The 23,314-nt window shown below is 69.9% G+C and carries 21 protein-coding genes; 14 read left to right on the top strand and 7 right to left on the bottom strand.

Annotation, left to right across the window (positions count from 1 at the left end; all coding sequences use genetic code 11):
* The first annotated feature begins 25 nt into the window (after nucleotides 1-25).
* From ACVTJA_RS50880 to ACVTJA_RS50865, 4 genes are all read left to right on the top strand, one after another.
* The gene (locus ACVTJA_RS50880) at nucleotides 26-1,090 is read left to right on the top strand and encodes a cysteine hydrolase family protein (RefSeq protein ID WP_465831969.1); all 1,065 of its coding nucleotides are present in this window, start codon (nucleotides 26-28) and stop codon (nucleotides 1,088-1,090) included.
* 102 nt (nucleotides 1,091-1,192) lie between these two features.
* The gene (locus tag ACVTJA_RS50875) at nucleotides 1,193-1,999 is read left to right on the top strand and encodes a hypothetical protein (RefSeq protein ID WP_465831967.1); all 807 of its coding nucleotides are present in this window, start codon (nucleotides 1,193-1,195) and stop codon (nucleotides 1,997-1,999) included.
* A 287-nt stretch (nucleotides 2,000-2,286) separates the two neighbouring features.
* Complete coding sequence (locus ACVTJA_RS50870; protein ID WP_465831965.1) at nucleotides 2,287-2,550, top strand: hypothetical protein; 264 nt, start codon at nucleotides 2,287-2,289, stop codon at nucleotides 2,548-2,550.
* Between the two features lie 139 nt (nucleotides 2,551-2,689).
* Nucleotides 2,690-3,355: an alpha/beta hydrolase gene (locus ACVTJA_RS50865; RefSeq protein WP_465831964.1), complete on the top strand. Its 666-nt coding sequence runs from the start codon at nucleotides 2,690-2,692 to the stop codon at nucleotides 3,353-3,355.
* An 87-nt stretch (nucleotides 3,356-3,442) separates the two neighbouring features.
* On the opposite strand, the gene ACVTJA_RS50860 is transcribed toward ACVTJA_RS50865, so the two are convergent.
* The gene (locus ACVTJA_RS50860; RefSeq protein ID WP_465831962.1) at nucleotides 3,443-6,145 is read right to left on the bottom strand and encodes a CARDB domain-containing protein; all 2,703 of its coding nucleotides are present in this window, start codon (nucleotides 6,143-6,145) and stop codon (nucleotides 3,443-3,445) included.
* A 284-nt stretch (nucleotides 6,146-6,429) separates the two neighbouring features.
* On the opposite strand from ACVTJA_RS50860, the gene ACVTJA_RS50855 reads away from it, so the two are divergent.
* The gene (locus ACVTJA_RS50855) at nucleotides 6,430-7,527 is read left to right on the top strand and encodes a glycosyltransferase (protein ID WP_465840720.1); all 1,098 of its coding nucleotides are present in this window, start codon (nucleotides 6,430-6,432) and stop codon (nucleotides 7,525-7,527) included.
* Here the strand turns inward: ACVTJA_RS50855 and ACVTJA_RS50850 are convergent.
* The gene (locus ACVTJA_RS50850; protein ID WP_465831961.1) at nucleotides 7,458-8,702 is read right to left on the bottom strand and encodes a glycosyltransferase family 4 protein; all 1,245 of its coding nucleotides are present in this window, start codon (nucleotides 8,700-8,702) and stop codon (nucleotides 7,458-7,460) included. The genes ACVTJA_RS50855 and ACVTJA_RS50850 overlap by 70 nt on opposite strands.
* A gap of 114 nt (nucleotides 8,703-8,816) precedes the next feature.
* Here ACVTJA_RS50850 and ACVTJA_RS50845 point away from each other — a divergent pair, with 114 nt between their 5' ends.
* From ACVTJA_RS50845 to ACVTJA_RS50830, 4 genes are read left to right on the top strand one after another with little or no spacing between them, the layout of a single operon-like run.
* Nucleotides 8,817-9,728, top strand: a complete 912-nt coding sequence (locus ACVTJA_RS50845) for a hypothetical protein (protein WP_465831959.1) — start codon at nucleotides 8,817-8,819, stop codon at nucleotides 9,726-9,728.
* Nucleotides 9,725-10,387 carry a hypothetical protein gene (locus ACVTJA_RS50840; protein ID WP_465831958.1) on the top strand — a complete coding sequence of 221 codons (663 nt, stop codon included), beginning with the start codon at nucleotides 9,725-9,727 and terminating at the stop codon, nucleotides 10,385-10,387. Before ACVTJA_RS50845 ends, ACVTJA_RS50840 begins: the two co-directional genes overlap by 4 nt.
* Nucleotides 10,384-10,761 carry a hypothetical protein gene (locus ACVTJA_RS50835; protein WP_465831956.1) on the top strand — a complete coding sequence of 126 codons (378 nt, stop codon included), beginning with the start codon at nucleotides 10,384-10,386 and terminating at the stop codon, nucleotides 10,759-10,761. Before ACVTJA_RS50840 ends, ACVTJA_RS50835 begins: the two co-directional genes overlap by 4 nt.
* Nucleotides 10,761-11,762: a hypothetical protein gene (locus ACVTJA_RS50830; RefSeq protein ID WP_465831954.1), complete on the top strand. Its 1,002-nt coding sequence runs from the start codon at nucleotides 10,761-10,763 to the stop codon at nucleotides 11,760-11,762. Before ACVTJA_RS50835 ends, ACVTJA_RS50830 begins: the two co-directional genes overlap by 1 nt.
* On the opposite strand, the gene ACVTJA_RS50825 is transcribed toward ACVTJA_RS50830, so the two are convergent.
* A complete protein-coding gene (locus ACVTJA_RS50825) occupies nucleotides 11,759-12,142 on the bottom strand; it encodes a serine/threonine protein kinase (protein ID WP_465831952.1) in 384 nt (127 codons plus the stop codon). The two genes, ACVTJA_RS50830 and ACVTJA_RS50825, sit on opposite strands and share 4 nt — an antisense overlap.
* Before the next feature lie 267 nt (nucleotides 12,143-12,409).
* Here ACVTJA_RS50825 and ACVTJA_RS50820 point away from each other — a divergent pair, with 267 nt between their 5' ends.
* Nucleotides 12,410-13,888, top strand: a complete 1,479-nt coding sequence (locus ACVTJA_RS50820) for a sensor histidine kinase (RefSeq protein ID WP_465831951.1) — start codon at nucleotides 12,410-12,412, stop codon at nucleotides 13,886-13,888.
* A gap of 118 nt (nucleotides 13,889-14,006) precedes the next feature.
* The gene (locus ACVTJA_RS50815) at nucleotides 14,007-14,615 is read left to right on the top strand and encodes a tudor domain-containing protein (protein ID WP_465831949.1); all 609 of its coding nucleotides are present in this window, start codon (nucleotides 14,007-14,009) and stop codon (nucleotides 14,613-14,615) included.
* 99 nt (nucleotides 14,616-14,714) lie between these two features.
* Here the strand turns inward: ACVTJA_RS50815 and ACVTJA_RS50810 are convergent, their stop codons facing one another.
* The 4 genes from ACVTJA_RS50810 to ACVTJA_RS50795 form a co-directional block, all read right to left on the bottom strand.
* Nucleotides 14,715-15,830, bottom strand: a complete 1,116-nt coding sequence (locus tag ACVTJA_RS50810; RefSeq protein WP_465831947.1) for a Fic family protein — start codon at nucleotides 15,828-15,830, stop codon at nucleotides 14,715-14,717.
* A gap of 290 nt (nucleotides 15,831-16,120) precedes the next feature.
* Nucleotides 16,121-17,269 carry a sensor histidine kinase gene (locus ACVTJA_RS50805; protein ID WP_465831945.1) on the bottom strand — a complete coding sequence of 383 codons (1,149 nt, stop codon included), beginning with the start codon at nucleotides 17,267-17,269 and terminating at the stop codon, nucleotides 16,121-16,123.
* Nucleotides 17,270-18,168: 899 nt separating this feature from the next.
* Nucleotides 18,169-18,780: a hypothetical protein gene (locus ACVTJA_RS50800; protein ID WP_465831943.1), complete on the bottom strand. Its 612-nt coding sequence runs from the start codon at nucleotides 18,778-18,780 to the stop codon at nucleotides 18,169-18,171.
* A gap of 12 nt (nucleotides 18,781-18,792) precedes the next feature.
* A complete protein-coding gene (locus ACVTJA_RS50795; RefSeq protein ID WP_465831941.1) occupies nucleotides 18,793-20,061 on the bottom strand; it encodes a monooxygenase in 1,269 nt (422 codons plus the stop codon).
* Between the two features lie 266 nt (nucleotides 20,062-20,327).
* Between ACVTJA_RS50795 and ACVTJA_RS50790 the strand changes: the two genes are divergently transcribed.
* From ACVTJA_RS50790 to ACVTJA_RS50780, 3 genes are all read left to right on the top strand, one after another.
* Nucleotides 20,328-21,869, top strand: a complete 1,542-nt coding sequence (locus ACVTJA_RS50790; protein ID WP_465831940.1) for a sensor histidine kinase — start codon at nucleotides 20,328-20,330, stop codon at nucleotides 21,867-21,869.
* Nucleotides 21,870-21,952: 83 nt separating this feature from the next.
* Complete coding sequence (locus ACVTJA_RS50785; RefSeq protein ID WP_465831938.1) at nucleotides 21,953-22,618, top strand: hypothetical protein; 666 nt, start codon at nucleotides 21,953-21,955, stop codon at nucleotides 22,616-22,618.
* A 17-nt stretch (nucleotides 22,619-22,635) separates the two neighbouring features.
* Nucleotides 22,636-23,283, top strand: a complete 648-nt coding sequence (locus tag ACVTJA_RS50780) for a response regulator (protein ID WP_465831936.1) — start codon at nucleotides 22,636-22,638, stop codon at nucleotides 23,281-23,283.
* Nucleotides 23,284-23,314: the final 31 nt, after the last annotated feature.

The following is a 23,314-nucleotide window of genomic DNA, read 5'->3' as shown; positions in this document are numbered from 1 at the left end:
CGCGCGACACAGAGGGGGTAGGACGATGAAGACGCAAGTGAAGGAGTTGCCGCTGCCGGTTTTCTACCGTGCGACCAACGCGGGCGAGTTCAGCTACGGGCCCAACGCGGGGAAGCTCCAGGAGGCCGCGGCCACGTGGCGGGCGGCGAATGACATCTCCGTCGCCTCGACGGACAGGTTCAACCTGCACCTGCTGCTCATCGACGTGCAGAAGGACTTCTGCTTCCCGGAGGGCTCGCTCTACGTGGCGGGGCGCAGCGGGCGCGGCGCGGTGGACGACAGCCGCCGCATCGCCGAGTTCATCTACCGGAACCTCGGCACGCTGACGAACGTGACGGCGACGCTGGATACCCACTTCGCGTACCAGATTTTCTTCCCGTCCTTCTGGGTGGACCAGGATGACAAGCCGCTCACCGCGTTCCGCGAGGTGACGCGCGAGCAGATTGAGCGCGGGCAGGCTCGGCCGAACCCCGCGATGGCGAAGTGGCTGTGCGGCGGCAACTACCCGTGGCTGCTCAAGCAGGTGAAGTACTACTGCGAGGAATTGGAGCGGGCGGGGAAGTACACGCTGTACCTGTGGCCGCCGCACTGCCTGCTCGGTAGCGATGGGCACGCGCTGGCGGGCGTGGTGCAGGAGGCACGGCTGTTCCACTCGTACGTGCGCGGCATGCAGTCGTGGGCGGAGGTGAAGGGCGGCAACCCGCTGACGGAGAACTACTCGGTGATGCGGCCGGAGGTGCTGGCTCGGCATGACGGGCAGCCGCTGGCGCAGCGGAACACGCAGTTCCTCAAGACGCTGCTCACGGCGGACGCGGTGGTGATTGCCGGCCAGGCCGCGAGCCATTGCGTGAAGAGCTCCATCGACGACCTCCTGGGAGAGATTGTCGCGCAGGACGCGGCGCTGGCTCGCAAGGTGTATCTGCTCACGGACTGCATGTCGGCGGTGACGGTGCCGGACGGGAAGGGTGGCTTCGCGGCGGACTTCACTCCGCAGGCGGATGCGGCGCTGAAGCGCTTCGCGGACGCGGGCATGCACCTGGTGAAGTCCACGGACCCGCTGGCGAGCTGGCCGGACCTGCGCATCGGCTGAGCAGCGCGTGACGTGAGTCGAGTGAGTGAGGTGCCTGCTCCTCTTGGAGGAGCGGGAACGGCGGAGTCATGCCCTCGGGGAGAGGGCGAAGGAGTTGGGGACATGAGCAGCAAGGCGAGCGGTGGGAACGGCAGTGGCATCCAGCAGCTCTTCAGCACTGCGCACGCGGAGGGCGTGCTGAGCCCGGCGGGGTTGCAGGCGCTGACGGTGGTGGACCTGGGCGCGCAGATTCAGGCGGGGCTCGGCGTGTGCGTGGAGGACGTGCAGGCCAGCGAGGTGGTGCTGGTGACTGTGATGCCGGATGACTCGGGGAGCATCTCCAACGCGGGGCACGAGAAGCTGGTGTGCGACGGGCACAACCTGGTGCTCGACGCGCTGCTGGCGAGCAAGCAGAAGGACGGCGTGCTGTTCCACACGCGCTACCTGAACGGGAATGTGCTGAACCCGTTCCGCCCGCTGGAGGACGTGGTGCGGATGCACTCGGGGAACTACAGCGCGGACCAGGGGACTCCGCTGTACGACCAGGCGGTGGTGCTGCTGGGCACGGTGCTGGCGAAGTCGCAGGAGTTCAGCGGCAACGGCGTGCCGGTGCGGACGGTGACGCTGTTGATTACGGACGGCGCGGACATGCACTCGCAGAAGGCGAGGCCGAAGGACGTGGCGGCGCTGGTGAAGGACCTTCAGCGCGCGGAGAACCACATCGTCGCGGCGATGGGCATCGATGACGGGAGCACCGACTTCCGCCGCGTGTTCCGGGACATGGGCATCGAGGACAAGTGGATTCTGACGCCGGGGCAGAAGGCCCAGGAGATTCGCGCCGCGTTCCAGGTGTTCAGCCAGAGCGCCGTGAAGGTGAGCCAGGGCGCGGCGAGCTTCAGCCGCACGGCGCTGGGTGGGTTCGGGCGGTGAAGTTGCGTTTGAGGGCGTGAGTAACTAACGGATGGAGAAGTGAGATGGGTAAGATGAAGGGCAATGACGGTGTAGAAGTTGAAATCCCTCCGGGGCACCTCGGCCTGCAGGGGAGTGACGGGCGGATGGTGGCGGTTCCTCCGGGACACCTCGGCCTGCAAGGTCGTGATGGGAGAATGGTTGCCGTCCCCCCGGGTAAGGTACCTCGGGAGAACGCCGATGGCCGTCTCGCGTTCGATTGAGTCGAGCCGGCCAATCGACCGAATCGATGCTGGCGAGGTGAAGCGATGAACGACACTCTTCCTCGTGCCGAAGCACTCGTTCGGACCCTGCTGCTTCGGCGGTCCGGGGAAGAGCGCCTCAAGATGGGGGCAAACATGTTCTCTGCCTCGCGTGCGCTCATCGCCGCGTCCCTGCGGGAGGAGGGACTGGTGCCCGGCTCGGTCGAGTGGAAGCTCCGCTTGCTGGACCGGACCTATGGTTCGGAGATTTCGCCTGCGCAGCGGCAACGCCTTCTCGCACGCTGGCGCTCGGAATCCGCCAGCCCTTGACGGTCGACGGCGAAGGCCATGGTTAGGGAGCGTTGTGCGGCGTATCGCGCGACGGCTTCCCTCTCGAACCGGTTCCGGCTGCCGCAAAACGAAGGGCCAGTGACAGGTCGAGGAAGACCTGGCGAGCCACGGCTACGTCGTGGCGGTGGTCGACCACACCTACGAGAGCGTCGCCACCCACTTCCCCGACGGGCGCGTCACCGGGTGTGCCTCGTGTGAGGTGCCGCACGACCTGTCGTTCTGGCAGAAGCTGGAGCAGGGCCGGGCGGCCGACGTGTCGTTCGTGCTCGACGAGCTGACCGGGCCGCCCCCGAAGTGGCGTGGCGCATACCTCATCGACCCGTCCCGCATCGCGGTGGCCGGCCACTCCGTGGGGGGCTCGAGCACCATGCCCACCATGGTCAGCGACTCCCGCATCCGAGCCGGAGTCGACATCGACGGCGACACGGACATCCCGCTCCTCGTCCCCGGGCTGTCCCGGCCGTTCATGTTCATCAGCCACCAGCTCACGCCCACCCTGTGCCAGCCCGGCGTGAACACGAGCTGGGAACGGGACTGGCTGCAGATGACCGGGTGGAAGCGCTGGGTCGAGGTGGCGGGCACGGTGCACCCGTCGTTCACCGACGTCGGTTTACTCGCGGAGCAGTTCGGCATCGACATCGGCGCGAGCACCACCGCGGAGCGTACCCAGGACATCACCCGGGCCTACGTCAACGCGTTCCTCGACCAGCACCTGCGCGGCATCCCGCAGCCACTGCTGAACAGGCCCTCGCCGTGGTACCCCGAGCTCGTCTTCTGCCACTGAGCATCTCCCTCCGGCGGAGGCAGGTACCCGAAAAAACAACGGCCCGGGGAGCCGACCTGCGCTCCCCGGGCCGCCAGACACCCTGCTTCAGTGCACGCGGGCCGGCGGCAGGTTGGACTCCGCGATGCCGCCCGACTTGAGCTGCGTGGCCGACGGGCAGACCAGCGCCTTCAGGTCCTCCGCGCGGCGGCCCAGGTCGTCGAACACGCGCGTCGCGTGCGTCACCGGGTCCGTCACCGTCGTCCCCTTCAGGTACGGCGACAGCACCGACGCCTTGCCCGCCACTCGCGGCGACACGTGGGTGAACTCCGTCTGCGTCTCACCCGAGTGACACCCGCTGCACGTGTTGATGGAGAACTTGTGCCGCGCCTCCGTGTTCACACTCGGCGCCCTCCAGAAGAAGTCCAGCGGCGTGCGCGCCATGGCGCCCAGGAACGGAATCCCGCTCATCTGGTCCGGCACCGAGTGCCGCTCCGCGATGATGTCCGACTGGTTCTGCTGGATGTAGCTCGCCAGCATCGCCGTGTTCTCGAAGTGCATCGCGGGCGTCAGCTTCACCGTCACCGGCATCAGCCCCTGTGACGTGAGGTTGAACTCGCGCATCTCCCAGGGCTCGGCCAGCGAAATCTCGTTGGTCCGAATCTGGTTCAGCGCGCTGCCCGCCGTGCGGCCCGTCATCACCCCCGCCTTCGAGAACCGGTCCGTCAGCGCCTGGAGCTTCGCGTTGTAGCCCGCGCTGCCCACCTTGATTTTGCCCAGCTCGTGCCAGTCATTGGCCCAGGCCTGGATGTCCGCCGCCGTGCCGCCCGGCAGCGCGTACTCCAGGATGATGGTGAACTCGAGCGGCGCTCCATTCGCGTCCAGCACGCCGAAGACGAAGCGGCCCTCTCCCGCCTGCTGACCCGGATGACGCAGGTCCATGCGGTTGACGATGGCCAGCAGCCGGAACGGCGCCTTGCTGAAGTCCAGCGGCTTCGAGGCACCACCGCTGCGCTGCTCCCACGGGCCCAGCACCTTCGTCTGCAGCTCCGGCCGCGCAGGCAGCTCCAGCCCGTTCACCATCTGCTTCGTCAGCCACGTCTTCAGCCACGCGCGCACCAGGGGCGACGGGTCCTGCCCGCCCGACATCTCCTTCATCAGCGTGCCGAAGTTCCACGCGCCGCCGGGCGCCGTGCGCACCGGGTCCTCCACCACCGACAGCGCCGTCACCATCAGCTCGCTCGGGCGGTCGATGGTGCACGCCGTCGACTGGCATGCGTACGTGGACTCGCAGCCGTTGGCCACGTTGCCGTCGCAGTCGTAGTAGCCCGGCGCGCACGTGTTGCCGCACGTCGCCGCCACGCACACGCCCTGCGCGTACGCATTGTCCTGGCACGTGGTGCCGCAGGCGCCGCAGTTGCCTTCATCCGTCGTCAGGTTCACCTCGCAGCCGTTGTTGGGATTGCCGTCGCAGTCCGCCGTGCCCGCGGGGCAGCGCACCTCGTACGCGGGGCCCTCCGTGCAAGTGGACTCGTTGCCCAGTGCGTCCCGCGCCGCCACGAAGACGCGGTGGCTGTTGCCATTGGCGAACGGCATCGTCGCGGTGAAGCGCCCCTCCGCGTCCGCGAATACCGTCTTGGCTGGCGTCCCCGTGCACGCGATGTCGATGAAGATGCCCACCTCGGAGCGCGGCTCGGCCGTGCCCGTCACCGTGAGCTGGCGCCCGTTGCTCGTGTACTGCCACTTCGTGTCGATGATGACCGGCGCCGGGGGCGGCGTGCTGTCGTTCTGGTACTCCAGGTTGTTGGAGCAGGCGGACGTCTGCTCGTTGTAGCCATCCGTGCGCTTCGCCCGAGCGGACACCGTCAGCTTCGCGTTCTTCGCCACGGCCCCCTGGAAGGAGAAGGCGCCGGTGGCGTCCGCCGTCAGCACCGCGTCCGCCGAGCCCTCGCAGTTGGCGCGCTTGAAGACCTCGACGGTGACGCGCGGGGTGGCGCGCCCGTCGAAGATGGGCTGGAGGCTGAGCCCCGGCGAGCCAGGCCGCGTGGCCAGCAGCACCGGCGCCGCCAGCGTGTTGCCCGTGCCGCCGCCGTACGGGTACTCCATCGTCGGGCTGCAGCTCGACGGGTTGCCGGCTTCATCTTCCGCGCGCACCGAATACGTCCCGCTCGACGTGCTCGCCGGCTCATTGATGACGACTTCGCAGTACGCGCCCATGTTCGCCGCGGTGAGCGCCACCTGACTGCCCGTGCAGCCCGGGCCGCTGTAGACGCGCACCGTGGCGCCGGGCTCCGCCTCGACGGTGAGCGTCCGGCCTTCCGTGGTGCCACTCGCGGCCCAGGCCGGCACCGGCGTCGCCGGCGCGGTGCGGTCCACGACGACGAAGAAGCCCGCGCGCTCGTTGTTGTCCTCGTTGCTCTCGCGCACGCTGAAGGACGGGTCCACCTCGGCGAGGAGCGTGTAGCGCCCCTCGGGCATGGCCGGCGCGGTGACCCAGGCCCAGACGGTGGCGCACTCGCCGGCCAGGGGGCCGCCCTTGGGGCTCGTCGCGAGCAGCTTGTCCGTCGGGTCCACGGTGGAGCCGTTGGCGGAGAGGTAGAAGGACACCTCCGTCATGGCGAACTCGGTGCCGTTGTTGCAGACGGTCGCCTCCACCTTCTGGGAGCCCGCCCCCAGGGCCGAGGGGCCTGTCAGGGAGGTGATGCGGAAGTCCGGCCTGCCGGAGCCCGTCCCCGGGTCCGAGGTGTCGGGCTCGTCGGTGGAGGGGTCGTCATCCCAGTCCGAGGAGTCGTCGGAGGGAGGCTCAATCACACAGCCTACGAGCGTTCCCGCCAGGGCGAGCGCCCACCAGCGCCTTGCGTGCATGACAGTTGCCTTGGGGAGCCAGGGGAGGTCCGGCCTTGGGATGAATCAATGGCTCCGCCGAGTGCCTGGACGGGCGGTGGTGCGGTTTATTCACGGAATTGAAATGGCTCGGGCCGGGGTAGGTTTCGCGGCGCATGGCCACCCACCCTCGTGTCCTCCTCCTCGCTGAACGCTTCCCTCCGGATATCGGGGGGCTGGCTCGCAGTGGTGCTCGCACGGCGGGCTCGCTGGTGAAGCTGGGCGCGCAGGTGGACGTGCTGGCGTGGACTCGTACCGCGGCGCCGGGTTCCCTTCAGACAGTGGACGATGCGGGCAGCGTCACGCCGTTCGCCAAGGGCGTCACGCTGCATCGGCTGGGGCTGTTCGGGAGCACGGACCTGTCCATGCAGCACACGTTGGATGTGCTCGGCTACCTGCATGCGAAGCGGCGGTTCGATCTGGTGTGGGGACATTACCTGTCGCCGCCCGGGTTCCTCGCCGTCGTCTTCGCGGAGTCCGCGGGGATTGCCTCCACGGTGAGTGCTCGGGGCAATGACGTGGACCAGCTCATGTTCCCGCCCGGGGACTTCGCGCGGCTCTTGTGGACGTTGCAGCGCGCGGATGTGCTCACCGCGGCCTCGGCGGACCTCGGGCGGAAGATGAGCATGCTGCTGGGGAAGGACCCGGGCGTGGAGGTCATCCCCAACGCGGTGGACCTGGAGGTGTTCTCCCCGGGGCCCGCGGACCCGGCGCTGCGGACTCGGCTGGGGATTGCTCCGGAGGAGGTGGTGCTGGGGTTCTCCGGGGAGCTGCGCCACAAGAAGGGGCTGCCGTTCCTGCTGTCCGCGCTCACGGAGGTGCGGCGCTCCCGGCCCGCGTGTCTGCTCATCATCGGCGAGGTGCGGCCTCGGGACGCGGAGCACCTCGTTGCGTTCCGCGCGGAGCATCCCGAGGACGCGGCGCGGTTGCTCATCTCCGGGCCGCTCGACACGCCCGAGGCGATTGCGGCGCACCTGCGTGTCTGTGATTTGTACTTGCAGCCGTCGCTCTGGGAGGGGATGCCCAATGCGTTGCTGGAGGCCATGGCGTGTGCTCGGCCGGTGATTGCCAGTGATGCGGGAGGGATTCCGGAAGCCGTGGACCATGGGCGCAATGGGTTCATCGTGCCCAAGGCGCTGCTCAACCATCTGGGGCAGGCGTGTCTCGATGTGCTGTCACTGCCTCCCGAGCACAGGGCCGCACTGGGCACTGCCGCGCGCCAGCGCATCGAGCAGGGCTTTCAGTCCGAGGCGGAGGCGGCGGTACTGCGGCGCGTGCTGGCTCGTGCCATTCCGAAGGCCTCTTCATAGGCGCTCACCAGCGACGCCTGCGCACGGCCCCACGGGAAATCTCGCTCCACTCGCGCACGGGCCTTCGCACTCAACGCAGGCCCCAGCGTCGCATCCTCGCGCAGTGCCTTCACCGCCTCCGCAATCGCTTTCGGGGAGCCCGGGCGGATGAGCATGACCTCATCAGGCCCGGCCAGCGTGCGCACCACGGGGAGGTTGCTCGCCACCACCGGCGTTCCCGTGGCCATCGCTTCCAGCAGCTTCAGCGGGCAGCAGCCCTGCACGCAGTTGCGGTCGTTCACCGGCAGCGGCACCAGCACCACGTCACACGCATGATGCAGCCGCGCCAGCTCCGCTTGCGGCAGCGGCTCCAGGATTTCGACCGCACCCTCCAGCAGCAAGTCTCCGCACCGGTCCATCAGCGCCCGCCGCCCGTTCCTCCGCAGGGGCCCCACCAGTGTCAGCACCGCGGGCAGGTCCCGCCGCAGCAGCCGGCACGCCTCGATGGCGTGGTGCACGCCCTGCCACGACGTCATCGTCCCGCTGTACAGCAGCCGCACCGGCCGGTCCGCGTCCCACGCTCGCGGCGGCGCGTAGCGGAACACGTCCAGGTCCACGCCGTTCGGAATCACCTTCACCCGGCCCGCGTCCGCGCCCCGCTTCACCAGGTACGCCGCCGTCACCTCGCTCGGCGTCACCAGCAGGTCCGCTCGTGAGATACACAGGTCCTCCTGCGCCACCAGCTTGCGCAGGAGCTCCGCGTCCTCAGCCACGTCCGGGTGGTGGTACTTCAGCTCGATGGACGGCAGCCCGTTCACCTCGAACACCAGCGCGTCCGTCAGCGCCTCCTTCCTCCGGGCCACCGGGTAGCCCTCGAAGATGGAGCGCACGTGCACCACCGCCGCCCTCGGCCTGTCCCGCCACCACCCGGCCAGGTGCGCGCGGAATGACAGCGCCTGTGCCACCAAATCCCGTCCCCGCGCCTCCAGCGGGTGATACGTGACGCCCTCCGCGAGTGCGACCGGTCCCGCGCTCGGGGTGCTCCCGTCCCGGAGCGCCAGCAGGTCCACCCCGCCGAACGCCGCGCCCAGCGCCTCCACGAAGGCCCGGATGTGCACGGCTGCTCCCTTGGGCGCGGGGAAGCGGTCGAACGACGCGTAGATGATGCCGGTGCCGGACGGGGTGACGGAGGCCACGCCGCGTTGCTACCGCGCTCCCCATGTGGCCCGCAAATGAGGGCGTTTGACCCTCGCGGCGGCGGGCCCGTACGCTCGCCCCACTTCCGTCGCTCCGAGGGGGAGCCTCCCACCGTGGCCATCGACTTCGAACGTCTCCGCGCCGAGCGGGTCTATCGCACCACCGCCCCGGTGTCCGAGGTGATGGCCGATATGATGAGGCTGCAGGGCTTCGACACGGTGACGCAAGCCCGGCAGTTGATGTGGAGCCAGCGCGCGCGCCTGTGCGGAATCTTCGCGCTCGTGGCCTTCATCGCGGGGTTCGTGCTCATTCCCGTGGTCGGTGTCGTGGGGATGGGCCTGGCGCTGGTGCTGTTCGTGGCGATGTTCGTCTGCAAGCGCATCGCCTCCCGGTTCTCCACGCTGGAGCTCCATGAGCGGCGCTATGAGCTGGTGGGCCGCCTCCTCAAGCGGCTGCGCAAGGACATCGCCCCGGATGAGCCCGTGACGGTGGAGATTGACTTCCGCTCCACCACCGACCCGGAGAACTGCAAGGACCGGGGCAGCGTGGGCCAGTGGCTGGCGGAGTCCTTCGCCCTGTCGTGGCTCACCCTCCAGGCGCGGCTGTCGGACGGCACGCACCTGCGGCTCGGCATGGAGGAGCGGCTTCAGCAACGCCGCCGCACGACGCGCAATCCCCGGGGCAAATACAAGACGAAGCGAAAGCAGAAGAGCGCCGCGCTCCTCTCCGTCCAGCTCCGCGTGAAGCCGGAGAAGTACCCGGAGCTGGCGCGGCTCGCCTCCAAGGCCCGGGAGGCCGTGCAGCTCCCGAAGACCGTGCGACTCACCCGGCTGGACATCACCGGCGACCGCCTCTACATGCGCACCGGCATGGGACTCGCCTGGGAGGCGAGAGACGCTGACAAGGTGTCGAATCCTTCGCTGGACGCGCAGAGGGCGTTCCTGATGATGCTGCTCAGTCTCTACCAGGTGCTCAACTACTCCAGCTCCCTGCGCAAGCAGGCCGCAGCGAAGGTCGCTCCATGAAGACGGGCCGCATCCTCCTCCTCTCCCTGCTGGTGCTCGCGGGCTGCTCGCGCCAGGACGGCGCCGATGCGCGGGCCCCGCAGGCCCAGGCGCAGGGCGCCATTGGAAGCGACGAGGCCGCCGCTCCGGGCAAGCTCAAGTTCAAGGACGCCGACGACCGCGAGCGCTACTCCCTCAAGCCGAAGGACGACGGCGCCAAGCTGGTGGATGGCGAGGACCGCGAGCTGGCCCGGTACAAGTGGAAGGGCAACTCGCTCAAGGTGTCCGGCCCGGATGATGCCGTGCTCGGCTACGTCGTCGGCTCGGCGGGCGGCGCGCTCACCGTGCGCGATGCGGCCCAGCAGCAGATTCTCTTCACCCTCGCGCGGCAGGGGCCGGGCTGGCGGCTCAACGACGTGAAGGGCGCGCTCCTCTACACCGTGTCGCCGGACGACGAGGGCTTCACCATCCAGGACGCCACCGGCGCCGAGGTGTCCCGCGTGAAGGCGCGCGAGGGAAAGGTGTCCCTGCGTGACGCGGGCGGGCGCACATTGCTGGCCACGAAGTCCGGCGTGCGCCCCGAGGCCGCCGCGTGCCTCGCCTTCGAGCGGCTGGACCTGCCGCTGCGCATGGGGCTGCTCTTCCACCTCCAGTCGGCGCAGGAGGCCCGTCGCCCATGAGTCCCTTCACCGAGGGCCCGTGCCAGTACCGCACCGGGTTCCTCTTCGCGCGCGACTGCGGCCAGCTCGCCGGGGCCACGTGCACGAAGTGCGGCAAGCGCGTCTGTGACATGCACCTCACCGCGGAGATGCTCTGCCCCGCGTGCGCGGAGGATGACGAGGACGACGAGGACTCGGAAGGAGACTCGGATTCGGACTTCGGCTCCGACGACGAGGACGACCCGAGCTACTACTACGAGGGCTACGGCTACTACGGGCCCGGCTCGATTTGGGGGCGGGGCGGCAACGACCCGAACGACTTCACCGAGGCCGACGGTGAGAGCCTCCGCCACGAAGAGGACGCCTCCTTCGAGGAGGACCTGGGCGGGAGCTGATGGCTGCGTCACGTTGGCTCATCTATGCGCTCGGCGGTGGGATGGGACATCTCACCCGCGCCAGCGCGCTCGCTCGAGCGGGCGCGCGTCACGGCCATGCCGTCACCATCCTCACCAACAGCCCCTTCTCCTCGGGCCTGCCGCTGGAGGAGTTGCTGGGGCCCGGCGTGACGGTGCTGCGGCTGGACGGGGCGCTGGACAAGCACGCCGTGCGCGAGGTGGTGGCGGTCTGCCTTCACGACTTGCGCCCGGACCTGTTCGTGGTGGACACCTTTCCTCGCGGGCTGGGCGGTGAGCTGGTGTCGCTGCTGCCGGAGGTACGGGCGCGGAAGGTGCTCGTCCACAGGGACCTGAACCCGGCGTACGTGGAGCGCTTCGACGTGGCGCGCGCGGTGGACGCCTTCGACCTGGTGCTCGTGCCCGGCGAGGACGCGCCCTTCGCCCGCCACTCGCGCGCCGTGCGCACCTCGCCGTGGCTGCTGCTGGACGCGGAGGAGCTCCTGCCACGCGAGGCGGCGCGGGCGCGGCTGGGCGTGGAGGCCGGGGAAACGCGGCCGGTGGTGGCGGTGATGGGCTGTGGCACGGCCTCGGAGGTGGATGAGGCGGGGACGCTCGCCGCGAGGCTGCGCTCTCGGCTGGGCGACGCGGCCCGGGTGCGCTGGCTGGTGCCGCCGGGGCCGACGGACGCGCCTCGGGGGAGCGTGCCCGTGTGGCCCGCGCTGGCGGTGCTCCAGGGCGTGGACGTGCTGGTGGGGGCGGGCGGGTACAACACCGTCCACGAGGCGCGGGCGACGGGGACGCCCTTCGTGGCCCTGGCCCGGCCGCGCCTCTATGACAGGCAGGCGCTCCGGCTCCAGGCGGAGGAGCTCGCTCCCTCCGTGGAGGCGCTGGTGGAGCGCGCCGTCCTGCTCGCGCGCTCGCGTCCGGCGCGAGGCCCCGGGCCGTACGCGAGCGGCACCGGGGACGCCGTGGCGCTCATCGAGCGCACGTGCCTCCTCTAGTGCTTGAGGTCCTTGTGCCCCGGCGCCGGGTCGATGCCGTGCGCCATGACGAAGTGGTAGAGCACCTGCGGGTCCTCCTTCGGCCCGCCCATGAGCTCCACCAGGAAGTGGCCCTGGGCGCCCGTGTCCGGGTCCGGCGCCAAATTCACCTCGGTGACTTCGCGGCCCGCCATCACCAGCTCGCCCACGAGCACCTTGCCCTTGAGCACCTGGACGATGTGCTGGCGGTCCTCCTCCAGCACTCCCCAGTGGAAGTCGTCGTGGTCGTAGAGCATCGCGTCGACGGAGCCACAGCGCAGGATGCAGTGCGTGTGTTCCTGGAGCCAGCGCCAGAAGCCATCGAATTTGAGGGTGCGTACCGGCTGGGAGAGTATGTCCATGGAGACCTCGCACGTGGCCCGGCGCTCGCCTGCCACGTCCGTCCTCCCTAGCACGGCCCGGGCTGCTCGGCTCTTGTGCCGTGCAGGGAACCTCACTCCGTGCCTGCTCGCCGTCCGGTCCGTGAATCCCTCCCGTAGCGGGCTTGTTCCTCCAGTCAGGAAGGGGGCGCGCTCTCGCGAAGCCCCGGCTTCGGGGAGGGCACACGTGGGATTCCCGTCCGTCGGTCAGGTGTCTCGCGAGACCTCCATGTCCGCCTGGGAGGCGGTATGAGCCTGCGCACCTGGCTCGCGGCGACGATGGGCGTGCTGGCCCTGCTGACGCTGGCGGCCGCCGCCTCGCTCGTCGTCCTGACGAGCATCCTGGACCGCTCCGCCAGCACGCTGGGCGAATCCGTCGAGGGCATCCGGCTCGCCGAGGAGCTGGAGGTGGGCCTGCTCTCCCATGAGCGACTGGTTCGGGAGCGGATGGCCTCGGTGCCCGTCGACGCCGGCCGGGCCTCGCGCGAGCAACTGGAGGCCATGCTGCGCCCGCAGCTCGACGAGCTCGAGCGCCTCGCCACCAACGACAAGGGGCGGGCGCTGCTCAAGGGCGTGCGCCGGGACGTGGACCTCTACCTCTCCCAGCAGCGGCAGCAGCAGCTCCAGACCCGGGTGGAGCAGGCCGGGCCCCCACTCGACTCGGCGCTGAACGGGCTGGAGCAGGTCATCGAGCTCAACGTGATTCGCGCCCGCGACGCGCGCGAGGAGTCGGCGAAGTGGAACAGCCTCGCCGACAAGGTGGGGCTGGTGCTGGCCGCGCTGCTGGCGGCTGGCGTGATTGCGGTGACGCTCATGTTGCAGCGCATCGCCCTGCAGCCGCTGCGGGACATCAGCCAGGCCATGCGCCGCTTCGGCTCGGGCCGCAAGCGCACCCGCGCGCCGGAGTACGGGCCCGCGGAGCTGCGCGACATGGCGCGCACCTTCAACGAGATGGCCAACAGCCTCTCCCACCAGCAGCAGCAACAGCTCGCCTTCCTCGCGGGCGTGGCGCACGAGCTGCGCAACCCGCTGTCGGCCCTCAAGCTGTCCACCGCGCTGTCGGGCCGGGGCGGCGCGCCGCTCACCCCCGAGCGCATGGAGCGCACGCTGGCCCTGGTGGGCCGGCAGGTGGAGCGGTTGGACCGGATGGTGGGCGACCTTCTCGACTCGACGCGAATCGAGGCGGGCAAGCTCGAGTTGCGGCCCGAGGTGCGCGACGCGCGGGAGCTGGCGCGCGAGGTGGTGGAACTCTACCGCTCCGGGGACAGCGGGCATGTGCTCCAGCTGTCGCTGCCGGAGATGTCCGTGCTGGTGCGGGTGGACCCGGCCCGGCTGGAGCAGGTGGTGCAGAACCTGGTGAGCAACGCGCTGAAGTACTCGCCCGCCGGCAGCCGCGTGGAGGTGGAGGTGCGCCGGGTGGAGGAGGAGGCCGTGCTGTCCGTGAGGGACCAGGGCATCGGCATCTCCGAGGACGAGAAGCGCCTGCTCTTCGCGCCCTTCCAGCGCGCGGGCAATGCGCGCCAGCGGGCGCCCGGCGTGGGACTGGGCCTGTCGGTGGCCCGCCGCATCGTCGAGGCGCATGGGGGGCGAATCGAGGTGGAGAGCCAGCCCGGCATGGGCTCCGTCTTCAGCGTGTGGCTGCCGCTCGCCGCCTCCCTGGCGGCCGGGCTCTCCGAGGCCGTGTCCGGGCCGGACCGCCCGCTGCCTCCTCAGGGGACGCTGCACTGAAGGGGAGGGCAGGCGGCTCGCGAAGCGTTGCCTGCCGCGCGTCGGCCCGAGGATGCAGGATGCACCCTGGCGGACCCGGACGTACCTTGCGGTCCACACCATGGGAGTTTCACGGAATATGAAGACCCTGCGCCGAGTCGCGCCGCTCGCCGCCCTGCTGGCCCTGGGAGGCCTGGGGGCGTGTGCCTCCCAGAAGCAGGGGCCGGCCGCCTCCACTCCGCCCGCGTCCTCGCAGCAGGACGCGGCGTCTGTCGTCCAGTCCACGGAGGGCGGCTTCTCCGTCGCCATCCCCGGCCCGGTGAGCGAGGAGCGCCGCTCGCAGACCACCGAGGTCGGCGAGGTGACACTCCACACCTTCATCGCCGTGAGGCCCGAGGCGGACACCGCCTACTACGTGTCCTACACGGACTTCCCGGCCGCGGCCGTGGCGCAGGCGGACCCTCGCGACGTGGTGGCCCGCGCCAGCCATGGGGCGTTGGAGGCGTTGGGGGCCACCGGAGTCGCGTCGCGTCCGCTGATGATGGATGGCTTCCCCGGCTGGGAGGTGGAGGGCGTGTCCGGCCCGCGTCACCTGCGGGGCCGCTTCTTCCTCGTGGGCCCGCGCCTGTACCAGCAGCTCCTGCTGCACCCGGACGGCAAGCCGCCCCACGACGCGGACCGCTTCTTCGAGTCCTTCAAGCTGGACCCGCAGGTGACGGCGATGCTCACCGGCTCGCGGCGTTCGTGAGGCGCTGCGCCAGTCCATTCCCGCGGCGAGCCGACCTCAGGCGTGCCGCCTGATGTCATACGGTCATCCGGTCTGGCCGTGGGGCCAAGACATCGCCCCCTACGACGTCTCCTGCAACGGAGTCGTCCCCTCGTTCAAGATGGCGAGGTAGCCGCTGTACGCGAAGACGCGGCCTCGCTTGCGTCCGGTGACCTCCTGCACGATGCCCAGACGCTCCAGGTCCGCAAGCGCCGCGTTCACCGTGGGGGCAGTCAGTCCGGTCCGAGCGACGAGTTGGTTCGACGTGAAGTACGGTTGCGTCTGCAACAGCTCGTGTACGCGGAGCGCAGAACCGGCGCGCTCGCTCTCAGTCGTGATGCGCTCCCGGTCGCGTTTGAAGAGCTCGACGATTCTTGTTGCCGCTTCGAACGCCTGGTTCGCCGTCTCCTCGACGCCTTCGAGGAAGAATTCGAGCCAGGCTTCCCATGCGCCTCGCTCGCGGACCTCCTGGAGCAGCCGGTAGTAATCAGCCCGGTGCGTCTTCAGGTAGAGGCTCAAGTAGAGCAGCGGTTTGCGGAGCTCGCCCTGGACGCACAGATAGAGCGTCACGAGGAGGCGGCCGATGCGTCCATTGCCATCGAGGAAGGGGTGGATGCTCTCGAACTGCACGTGCAGGAGCCCCGCCTTGATGAGGGCCGGCAGCCGGGACTGCTCCTCGTGCATGAAGCTCTCGAGAGCACCGAGGCACCTGTCGAGCTCCGCGACTGGAGGCGGCACGTACAGGGCGTTTCCGGGTCGAGTCCCTCCTATCCAGTTCTGCGACCGACGGAACTCACCCGGATCCTTCGTGCCACCGCGTCCGCTCTGCAGCAGCCGCGCATGCATTTCGCGGATGAGCCGGAGCGAGAGTGGCAACTCCTCGAGCCGCTCGAGCCCGTACATCATCGCGTCGACGTAGTTGGAGACCTCTCGTACGTCGTCGATGGGCTGGCCCTCCTGGGCCTCGGTCTCGAACCGGAGCAGGTCGGAGAGCGTCGACTGCGTCCCCTCGATCTGCGAGGAGAGCACCGCCTCCTTGCGCACGTACATGTAGAGGAACAGCTCCTGGCGTGGCAGGAGCATCGTGATTCCATCGAGGCGGCCCAGCGCCCGCTCGGCGCGGGTGAGCCGGTCCAGCAGCCCCAGGACGTCGATGGGCGGGGCTGGCGGCAAGGGCGGCGGGACGAACGACCGCACTCGCTCCCCAGCGACAGTGGTCTCCACGAACCGGCCCAGCCTCGAAGGCGCAGATGCGGTGTCAGTCACGCGCCCAGCATTCGAATGGGGCTTATTTAAATCAAGCAGCCTTTGCTTAAATAAGATCCACCCAAGGAAAGCAGCCTTTAATAGGGCTGATTTCGTAATGATTTCAATGGGCTGGGTGCGCTCCTTGCTGTCCGGAGAGACACCGCGCCTCGTCAGAATGGGCGGGTCCGCCTCTCCCCGGAGCGCAGAGGATGTGCCCGAGGAAAGGCCACTTTCATCCCTCAGACATGCCCTGTGCGCTGCTGCAGCGGCAGCCGCACGGTGAAGGTGGTGCCTTCGTCCTCCTCGGAGCGGACGGCGAGCCCGCCGCCGTGCGCGCGGACGATTTCGTGCGCGATGTAGAGGCCGAGGCCCAGGCCTCGCCGGCCCGGTGCGTGGGGGCCGCGGCGGAAGGGCTCGAAGAGGTGGGCGCGCAAAGCGGGCGGAATGGCGGCGCCGTGGTTGTGCACCTCGAGCACGGCGATGGTGCCGTCGGCGCGCGTGGTGACGGTGACGGGCGTGCCCTCCGGGCTGTGCTGGAGCGCGTTGCCGACGAGGTTGGAGACCACCTGGGTGAGGCGGTTGCGGTCCCATCGTCCCTCGGGCAGCGGCGCGAGCAGGCTACGCAATTCGCGCGCGGGCCAGGCCACCTCCAGTTCCTCCAGCACCTCCTGGCAGAGGACGTCCAGGTGCATGGGCACGGGCTCCAGCGGGAAGCCGTCACCCAGCCGCACGCGGGTGAAGTCGAGCAGGTCGCCAATCATGCGCTCCATGCCGGCGGCGCTGCGGGCGATGCGGGCCACCACGCGGCCCTGGCGCTCGTCGAGCGTGCCCGCGTGGAGGAGGGCATTGGCTCCGGCGAGGATGGCGCTCAGCGGGTTGCGCAAGTCGTGGCTCACCACGCCGAGGAAGTGCTCGCGGAAGCGGGAGGTGCGCTCGCGTTCCTCCTCGGCGCGGTAGCGCTCGGTGACGTCGAGCACGGTGCTGACGTAGCCGGCGACGGTGCCGTCGGGTTGGAGGTGGGGGACGTAGGTGGCGTTGATGCAGCGGGTGCCGCCGCTGTAGGGGACGGGCCGCTCGAAGTGGACGCGCTGGCCGGCGAGGGCCACGCGGACGGCGGGGCGGAGTAATTCGTAGGCCGCGTCTCCGACGACCTCGCGCACGGTGCGGCCGAGCATGGCTTCACGAGGGTGATTGAACCAGGCGGCGTAGCTGGTGTTGGCGAAGAGGTAGCGCTCCGTCGCGTCGACGTACGCCAGCATCACCGGCGCCGCGTCCGCCACCACGCGCAGCCGCTGCGCGAAGGTGTCCACGTCTTCGGCGGGCTGCGGTGAGAAGGGAGGGCGCAACACATACCGGCCGTAGCACGGCCGCAAGTCCGTTGCTTGCAACGGCCTCCGGGCGTCCGAATCCAGACGCTTCGTCCGTGAGCCAGCAGTCAATTCCTGCTCAATGGCTCATTGTTTCATGGGCGGAGCTCAGCCGGTGTCGCGGTTCGACGTGTCTCTCGCACTCGAACGCTTCTGCAAAGATGAGGAAAGCCCCCAGTGCCGCGAGAAGTGCGGATGAGCTCGAAGCGCGCGGTGCTCGGCACCGTCCTGGCGGTCCTCCTGCCGGTGCCGCTCGTGCTGCTGCTCCTGGGAAGCAGGGGATGGATGGGCTCGCGCCATGGGAGCGTGGAGTCCGGCGCGGTCGTTCCGGTTCTCAACCACGAGGCGCGCAGGAGCCTTCCGACTGCGAGGCACCACTGGCCTGTGTCTCGGACCAGCGGGTCTGGGTGGACTACTGCACCGACAGCCAATGCCTCTCGGACATGCAATGCCCTGAGGGACAGGTCTGCCGGAGCGTGGCCTCGACGGAAGGAAGGCCCCTGGTTCGCTACTGCATCCCGGTGGGCACGCGTCACGAGGGCGAGCGCTGCGAGCCTCTTCCGAGCACCCGGGAGGAAGCCTGTGCCGAAGGGTTGCTCTGCGGAGGTCGCCAGGGCTGGTGCGGCCGTCCCTGCCGCCGAGGCGAGCCGGGCACATGCCCGGAAGGCTTCTCCTGCGCGGACGTCACGCCAGAGCCCATCTGCCTGCCGAGCTGCGAGACGTGTGGATGGACTGCGTGCGGAAGTGCGGAGCGGGCCGCCCCGCCTGTCCTTCTGGAAGCGTCTGTTACATGTGGCGCTGCCAGCCCTCGTGCGACCCGCGGGTGCCCGGTACCTGCGCAGAGGGCTTTCGCTGCGAGCAGCTCAAGCCCGACAAGCCGTGGGTCTGCCGTCCGGACTGGTAGCGCGACGGCGCGGTGCTCAGTCCGCGCGCAGCAGCGGTTGGCCCGCGCGCAGGCGGGCGACGACGAGCCGTTCGGAGAGACTCCCGGAGTCGTCGAACAGCGATGCGTCGAGCACCTTCTGCCGCTCCTCGTCCTTCATGCCGCCCAGCGCGGTCACCCGCCCGCTCACGCCGCCCTTGGCGGTGATGACGTTGCTCAGTGAGAGCACCGCCTCGCCCGTCATGCTCCCGAGCGCCTGGAAGAAGTGCCCCTTCTCCAGCAGGCACCGCGTGGTGAAGTTCCCCTTCACCACGCACACCTCGTTGCTGAACGAGTTGCCATACGCGTCCCCCACCACCAGGTCCCCCAGCACCACAATCTTCCCCATTGTGAGCAGCGCCCCGGCCCGCAGCGAGCCCGTGACGACGAGGCTCGTGTACTCCGGATTGACGAGGAGCCCGTCCACCTGGAGGTCTCCCAGGACGAGGCACGACGCCTCCTGCTCGAAGGAGGGCAGGTGCACGGGCCCCTCGATTGCGCGGAGGCCCTCCTTCAGCGGACCGAAGTAGTCCGAGAACTCAGCGGGGGTGCTGGCGTTGATGCGGGCGGCTTCATCGGAGGACAACGGGCGCGGGGTGGGCAGGCTCATGGGGCCGCGTATCTACCGGGTGACGTAGAGATACGCGAGGCACATCTCGTCCCCGGTCCCCTCTCCCCAGCGCACCGTGCGCGGTGTGGGGTTGTCCCAGAAGCAACTGAGCTGCAACCGCGAGAAGCTCGATGAGAACTGCACGGGCTGCTCGTAGAAGTACATCTGCTGCCAGTGGAAGTCCCACGCGGGAATGTCGATGAGCGGCCCATCCTCGCGCTGCAGCACGATGCGCCGCCCCAGCGTGTGCATGTGCGGAATGACGCCCCACAGCCTCCCCGTCCCGACGACCTGCTGGAACGTGTACCGGTAGCCCTGCCCGCCGGCGGGAATCGCGAAGCCGTCGTCCGCCATCAGCGCCAGCGCGGCGGGATTCTCCACCGGCTCACGCGCGAACTGGAGGTCCACCGCCGTGCGGTCCGCGACGCGCGGGCCGTTGTTCAGGTTGTAGTGCACCTGCATCACCACCACCGTGCCCGGCTCCACGCGCACGCCCGTGGTGTCAGGGTAGCGCGTGGCCGGAGTCCCCGGCGCCCACGCGCCCAGCACCGCCTGGTCCTCCACTCCCGAGTCCCCGAAGCACGTCCACCCCGGCCCCGGCTCGCTCGCGTCCGCCTGTCGCGCCGCCGCCTCCGGCACGTTGAAGAGCAGCACGTGGTGCACCTGGTGCCGCGCCCCCGGCAGCACCTCGAAGCCGATGACGTCCCTCGCGGTGGCGAAGCCCGGCTCCAGGAGGAAGCAGTGGTAGTCGTCCTGCTGGGTGCCGTTGGGCACGTAGGCCTCGGCGGGCTCCAGGTGCAGGTCCACCTGGCCCAGGCCCCGCGGCGGAGGCTCGGGTGGAGGCGCGGTGGATGGGTCTCCCTCCGGAGCTCCCTGCGCGGACCACGCGGAGAGGATGGCCACCTCGCCCCGCGTCAGCCGCCGCGAATCCCTGAAGCGGCGCTCCCCTGGCGCCGGCATCCACGGAGGCATCCGCAACTGAGTCACCGCGCTGGCCATGGCCGCGTGGCGCGCGGAGGACTGCGCGTACGTCTTCATCGCGAAGGGCGCCATGCCTCCCTCCGCGTGGCAACCCTGGCAGCGGCGCTGGACGATGGGGGCCACGTCGTGGTGCCACGTCACCGGGCCTCCGCTGTAGGCGGGGCCGCCCTCATCGGGCTCGGGCGTGCGTATCTCCGGAATCGGAAACGCATCGCGCCCGTCATCGTCGTCGTGCTTCTCGCAGCCCGCCGCCCCCCACACCAAGACGCCCGCCAGCAGCCCCTTCAGCAGTCGATGCATCCTCGAATCCTCCTCGTCCGGCGTCCGGCCACGCGTGCCATGCCACCCTGCCAGCGCCTCGCACCGCGCACATCGGTCCGGGGGTGGAGGACGACCCCGGCCTTCGGGATGACGCCAGCCCCCCCACATCGGGCATGACTCCTTTTTCGGGAACACCGCGGGCGCATCGATGTGTCACTCGACGCGCCGAGGTGGCCCGGAGCCGGGCTCCGCCTGGCGGCGGAGGGCGGGCTCCATCTCCAGGCGGTGGAGATGCGAGAGGGGGCGTGCCAACCTCGGCCCACTCCATGCGTCCCTTGCGTCCCTGGCAGCGGTTGCAGTGGCGGCTCACGCTGGCCTGTGTCGGCGCCACACTGGGCCTCGCGTTGCTGCTCGTCGTCGTGTTGCTGGCGGTGGCCGGCAACTACCTGCTGCGCTCTCAGGGCATGGCGGTGGACGTGGCGGCCGAGGCGCTCGGCAAGGCGGGCAGTCTCGCGCCCGCGCTGGCGGCTCGGCCTCCAGACGTGGACACCCTGGAGCGCATCCTCTTCCGCGAGCTGGGGCAAGGAGAGGCGCCGCCGCCGGCCCCGCAGGAGAACGCGCTGGAGGTGGAGATTCGCCTGGGTGGCCCCGGCGTGGGCACCGTGGGCGTGCTCGACGTGAAGGGCGCGCCGCTGATGGCGGTGGACTTCTCGGGCGCGGGCGTGACTCGCGCGGAGGGCTTCACTCCCACGCCGGACGAGGCGGTGCTCATCGGCCGGGCGCTGTCGGGCGTGACGGCGCCGGAGTCGCTGGGCCTGCGGGGTGACAACGGTGGCCTCGTGGCGGCGGTGCCGGTGAAGGATGAGCAGGGGCACGTGCTCGGCGCGGTGGTGGCGCGGATGAAGCCGCCCATGCGGCCGAGGGACTTCGTGGGCTCGGTGCTCGGGTTCATCCTCGCGCTGGGCGTGCCGCTGGTGTTGCTGGGCACGGCGGTGGGGCTGGTGGTGGGTGCGCTCAGTGCGCGGCGGCTGCTCGCGGGGCTACGGCCGCTCACGTCCGCCGCGGATGCGTGGGCCCGAGGGGAATTGGACGTGGTGGCCTCCGTGCCTCCCGGCGACGAGCTGGCGGTGCTCGCGGACCGGCTCAACCAGATGGCCGGGCAGCTGCGCGCGGTGGTGGGGCTGCGGCAGGAGCTGGCCGCGCGCGAGGAGCGAGACAGGCTGGCGAGGGACCTGCACGACACGGTGAAGCAGCACCTCTTCGCGGCGGCGATGCAGCTGGGCGCGGCGAAGGCGCACCTGCAGCGCCAGCCCGAGCGCGCCGAGGCGTGTCTCACCGAGGCGAGCGAGCTGGTGGGCACCTCGCAGCGAGAGCTGGTGTCGCTGCTCCAGGAGTTGCGGCCCCGCGCGCTGGGAGGTCCGTGGCCCGAGCCGCTGCGCCAGCAGGTGGAGTCCTGGTCGGCGCGCACTGGCATCGCCGCCGAGGTGCGGCTGGACGCGGGGCTGCTGCCGCCCCCCACCGCCGAGGCGCTGCTGCGCATCCTTCAAGAGGCGCTGGCCAACGTCGCGAGGCACAGCGGCGCGAGCCGGGTGCGCGTGTGTCTGGAGAGCGCAGGGCCCGGACGACATGCGCTGGTGGTGGAGGATGACGGGAGAGGACTGCCCGCCGAGCGTCCAGGAGGCATGGGCCTGGACATCATGCGCGAGCGCGCGGAGGCGCTGCCGGGCGGGCACTTCCGACTGGCCGCGGGAGAGGCGCTGCGAGGGCTGCGTGTCGAAGCCACCTTTGCCACCAGCGCTCCCGAGCAGACGCCAGACGCGCACATCGAGCCGCGTGTTCGGTCGTGAGCGAACGTGACTGGAGGACGACAGTGAGCGCCCGGGCTCCGGCGTACACGCATGGGTGCATCTCTCGATTCAGGGGGAACTCCATGTTCACGGTACGCACTCAGTGGAAGGTCGGGCTCGCGGCGCTGCTCGCGGTAGCGGTCCTCGCGGTTCCAGGCGAGGTGGTCGCGAAATGCCCGCATGGCTCCATTGCCCAGGCACGCCAGCAACCGCTGGGCAGTACGGTGACAGTGGTGGGCGTGGCCACGTCCTTCACGGGGGCCTTCTTCCCCAACGACAACGGCTTCGCCATCCAGGAGAAGAAGGCCGGCATCTACATCCTCGACTCGCTCGACGAGGACATCCAGGTGGGGCAGGTGGTGCGGGTGACGGGCACGCTGACGAACTCCTTCGGAGGGGTGCTCAGCGTCGCGCCCACGTCCATCGAGGTGCTGGGCGAGGCGAACGAGCCTCCGCCGCATCCGGTGAAGACGGGTGACGTGAGCGAGGAGACCGAGGGCCGCCTCGTCCGCATCATGGGGACCATCGTCAGCGACATCGAGGATGACCTGCCCTTCGGGTACAAGTTCGCGGTGGATGACGGCACCGGCCCCACCTTCGTGTTCGTCAACGCCGGCACGGGCATCGACGTGAGCGGGCTGGAGCAGGGCCAGCGCGTCGTCATCCAGGGCTTCAGCGGAGAGTTCCTCGGGGAGTACGAAGTGGACCCCGTCTTCCCCGAGGACATCCGCATCCTCCCCTCACCCTGAGGGCTTCACGAGACACCATGTCACCGCTCACCGTCCTCATCACCGATGACCACACCCTCGTCCGCCAGGGCATCCGCGCGCTGCTGGCGGCGCAGCCCGACATCGAGGTGGTGGGCGACGCGGCCACCGGCGAGGCCGCCGTGGACCTGGCGCGCGAGCATGCTCCCGACGTCGCGCTCGTGGACGTGCTGATGCCGGGCCTGGGCGGAATCGAGACGGCGCGCCGGCTGAAGGAGGCCAGCCCGCGCACGCAGGTGCTGATGCTCACCTCCTCGCACGACGAGGAGCACATCGTCCCCGCGCTGCGCGCCGGCGCGCTCTCGTACCTCCTCAAGGACGCGAGCGCGGAGGAGTTGGTGCAGGCCGTGCGCCGGGCCGCGGCGGGCGAGGCCACGCTGCACCCGCGCGTCGCGAGCCAGGTGGTGCGCCTGTTGCGCGAGCCCTCCCGCGGGCGTCCTCCCGCCCACGACGAACTGAGCGAGCGTGAGCGGGAGGTGCTGCTCCTCATCGCCGACGGCGCCTCCAACGCGGACATCGCCGAGCGGCTCGGCGTGTCCGAGAAGACGGTGAAGTCTCACGTGAGCAACATCCTCGGCAAGCTGCACCTGGAGGACCGCACGCAGGCCGCCGTCTTCGCGTGGCGCGAGGGACTGAAGCAGCGCTGAATGATTCAGGGGCGCGGGGCGCTCCTATGCT

This window comes from Pyxidicoccus sp. M6, assembly GCF_055568925.1.
The sequence above is the reverse complement of the archived record's forward strand: the minus strand, read 5'-3'. Positions and strand labels throughout refer to the sequence as shown.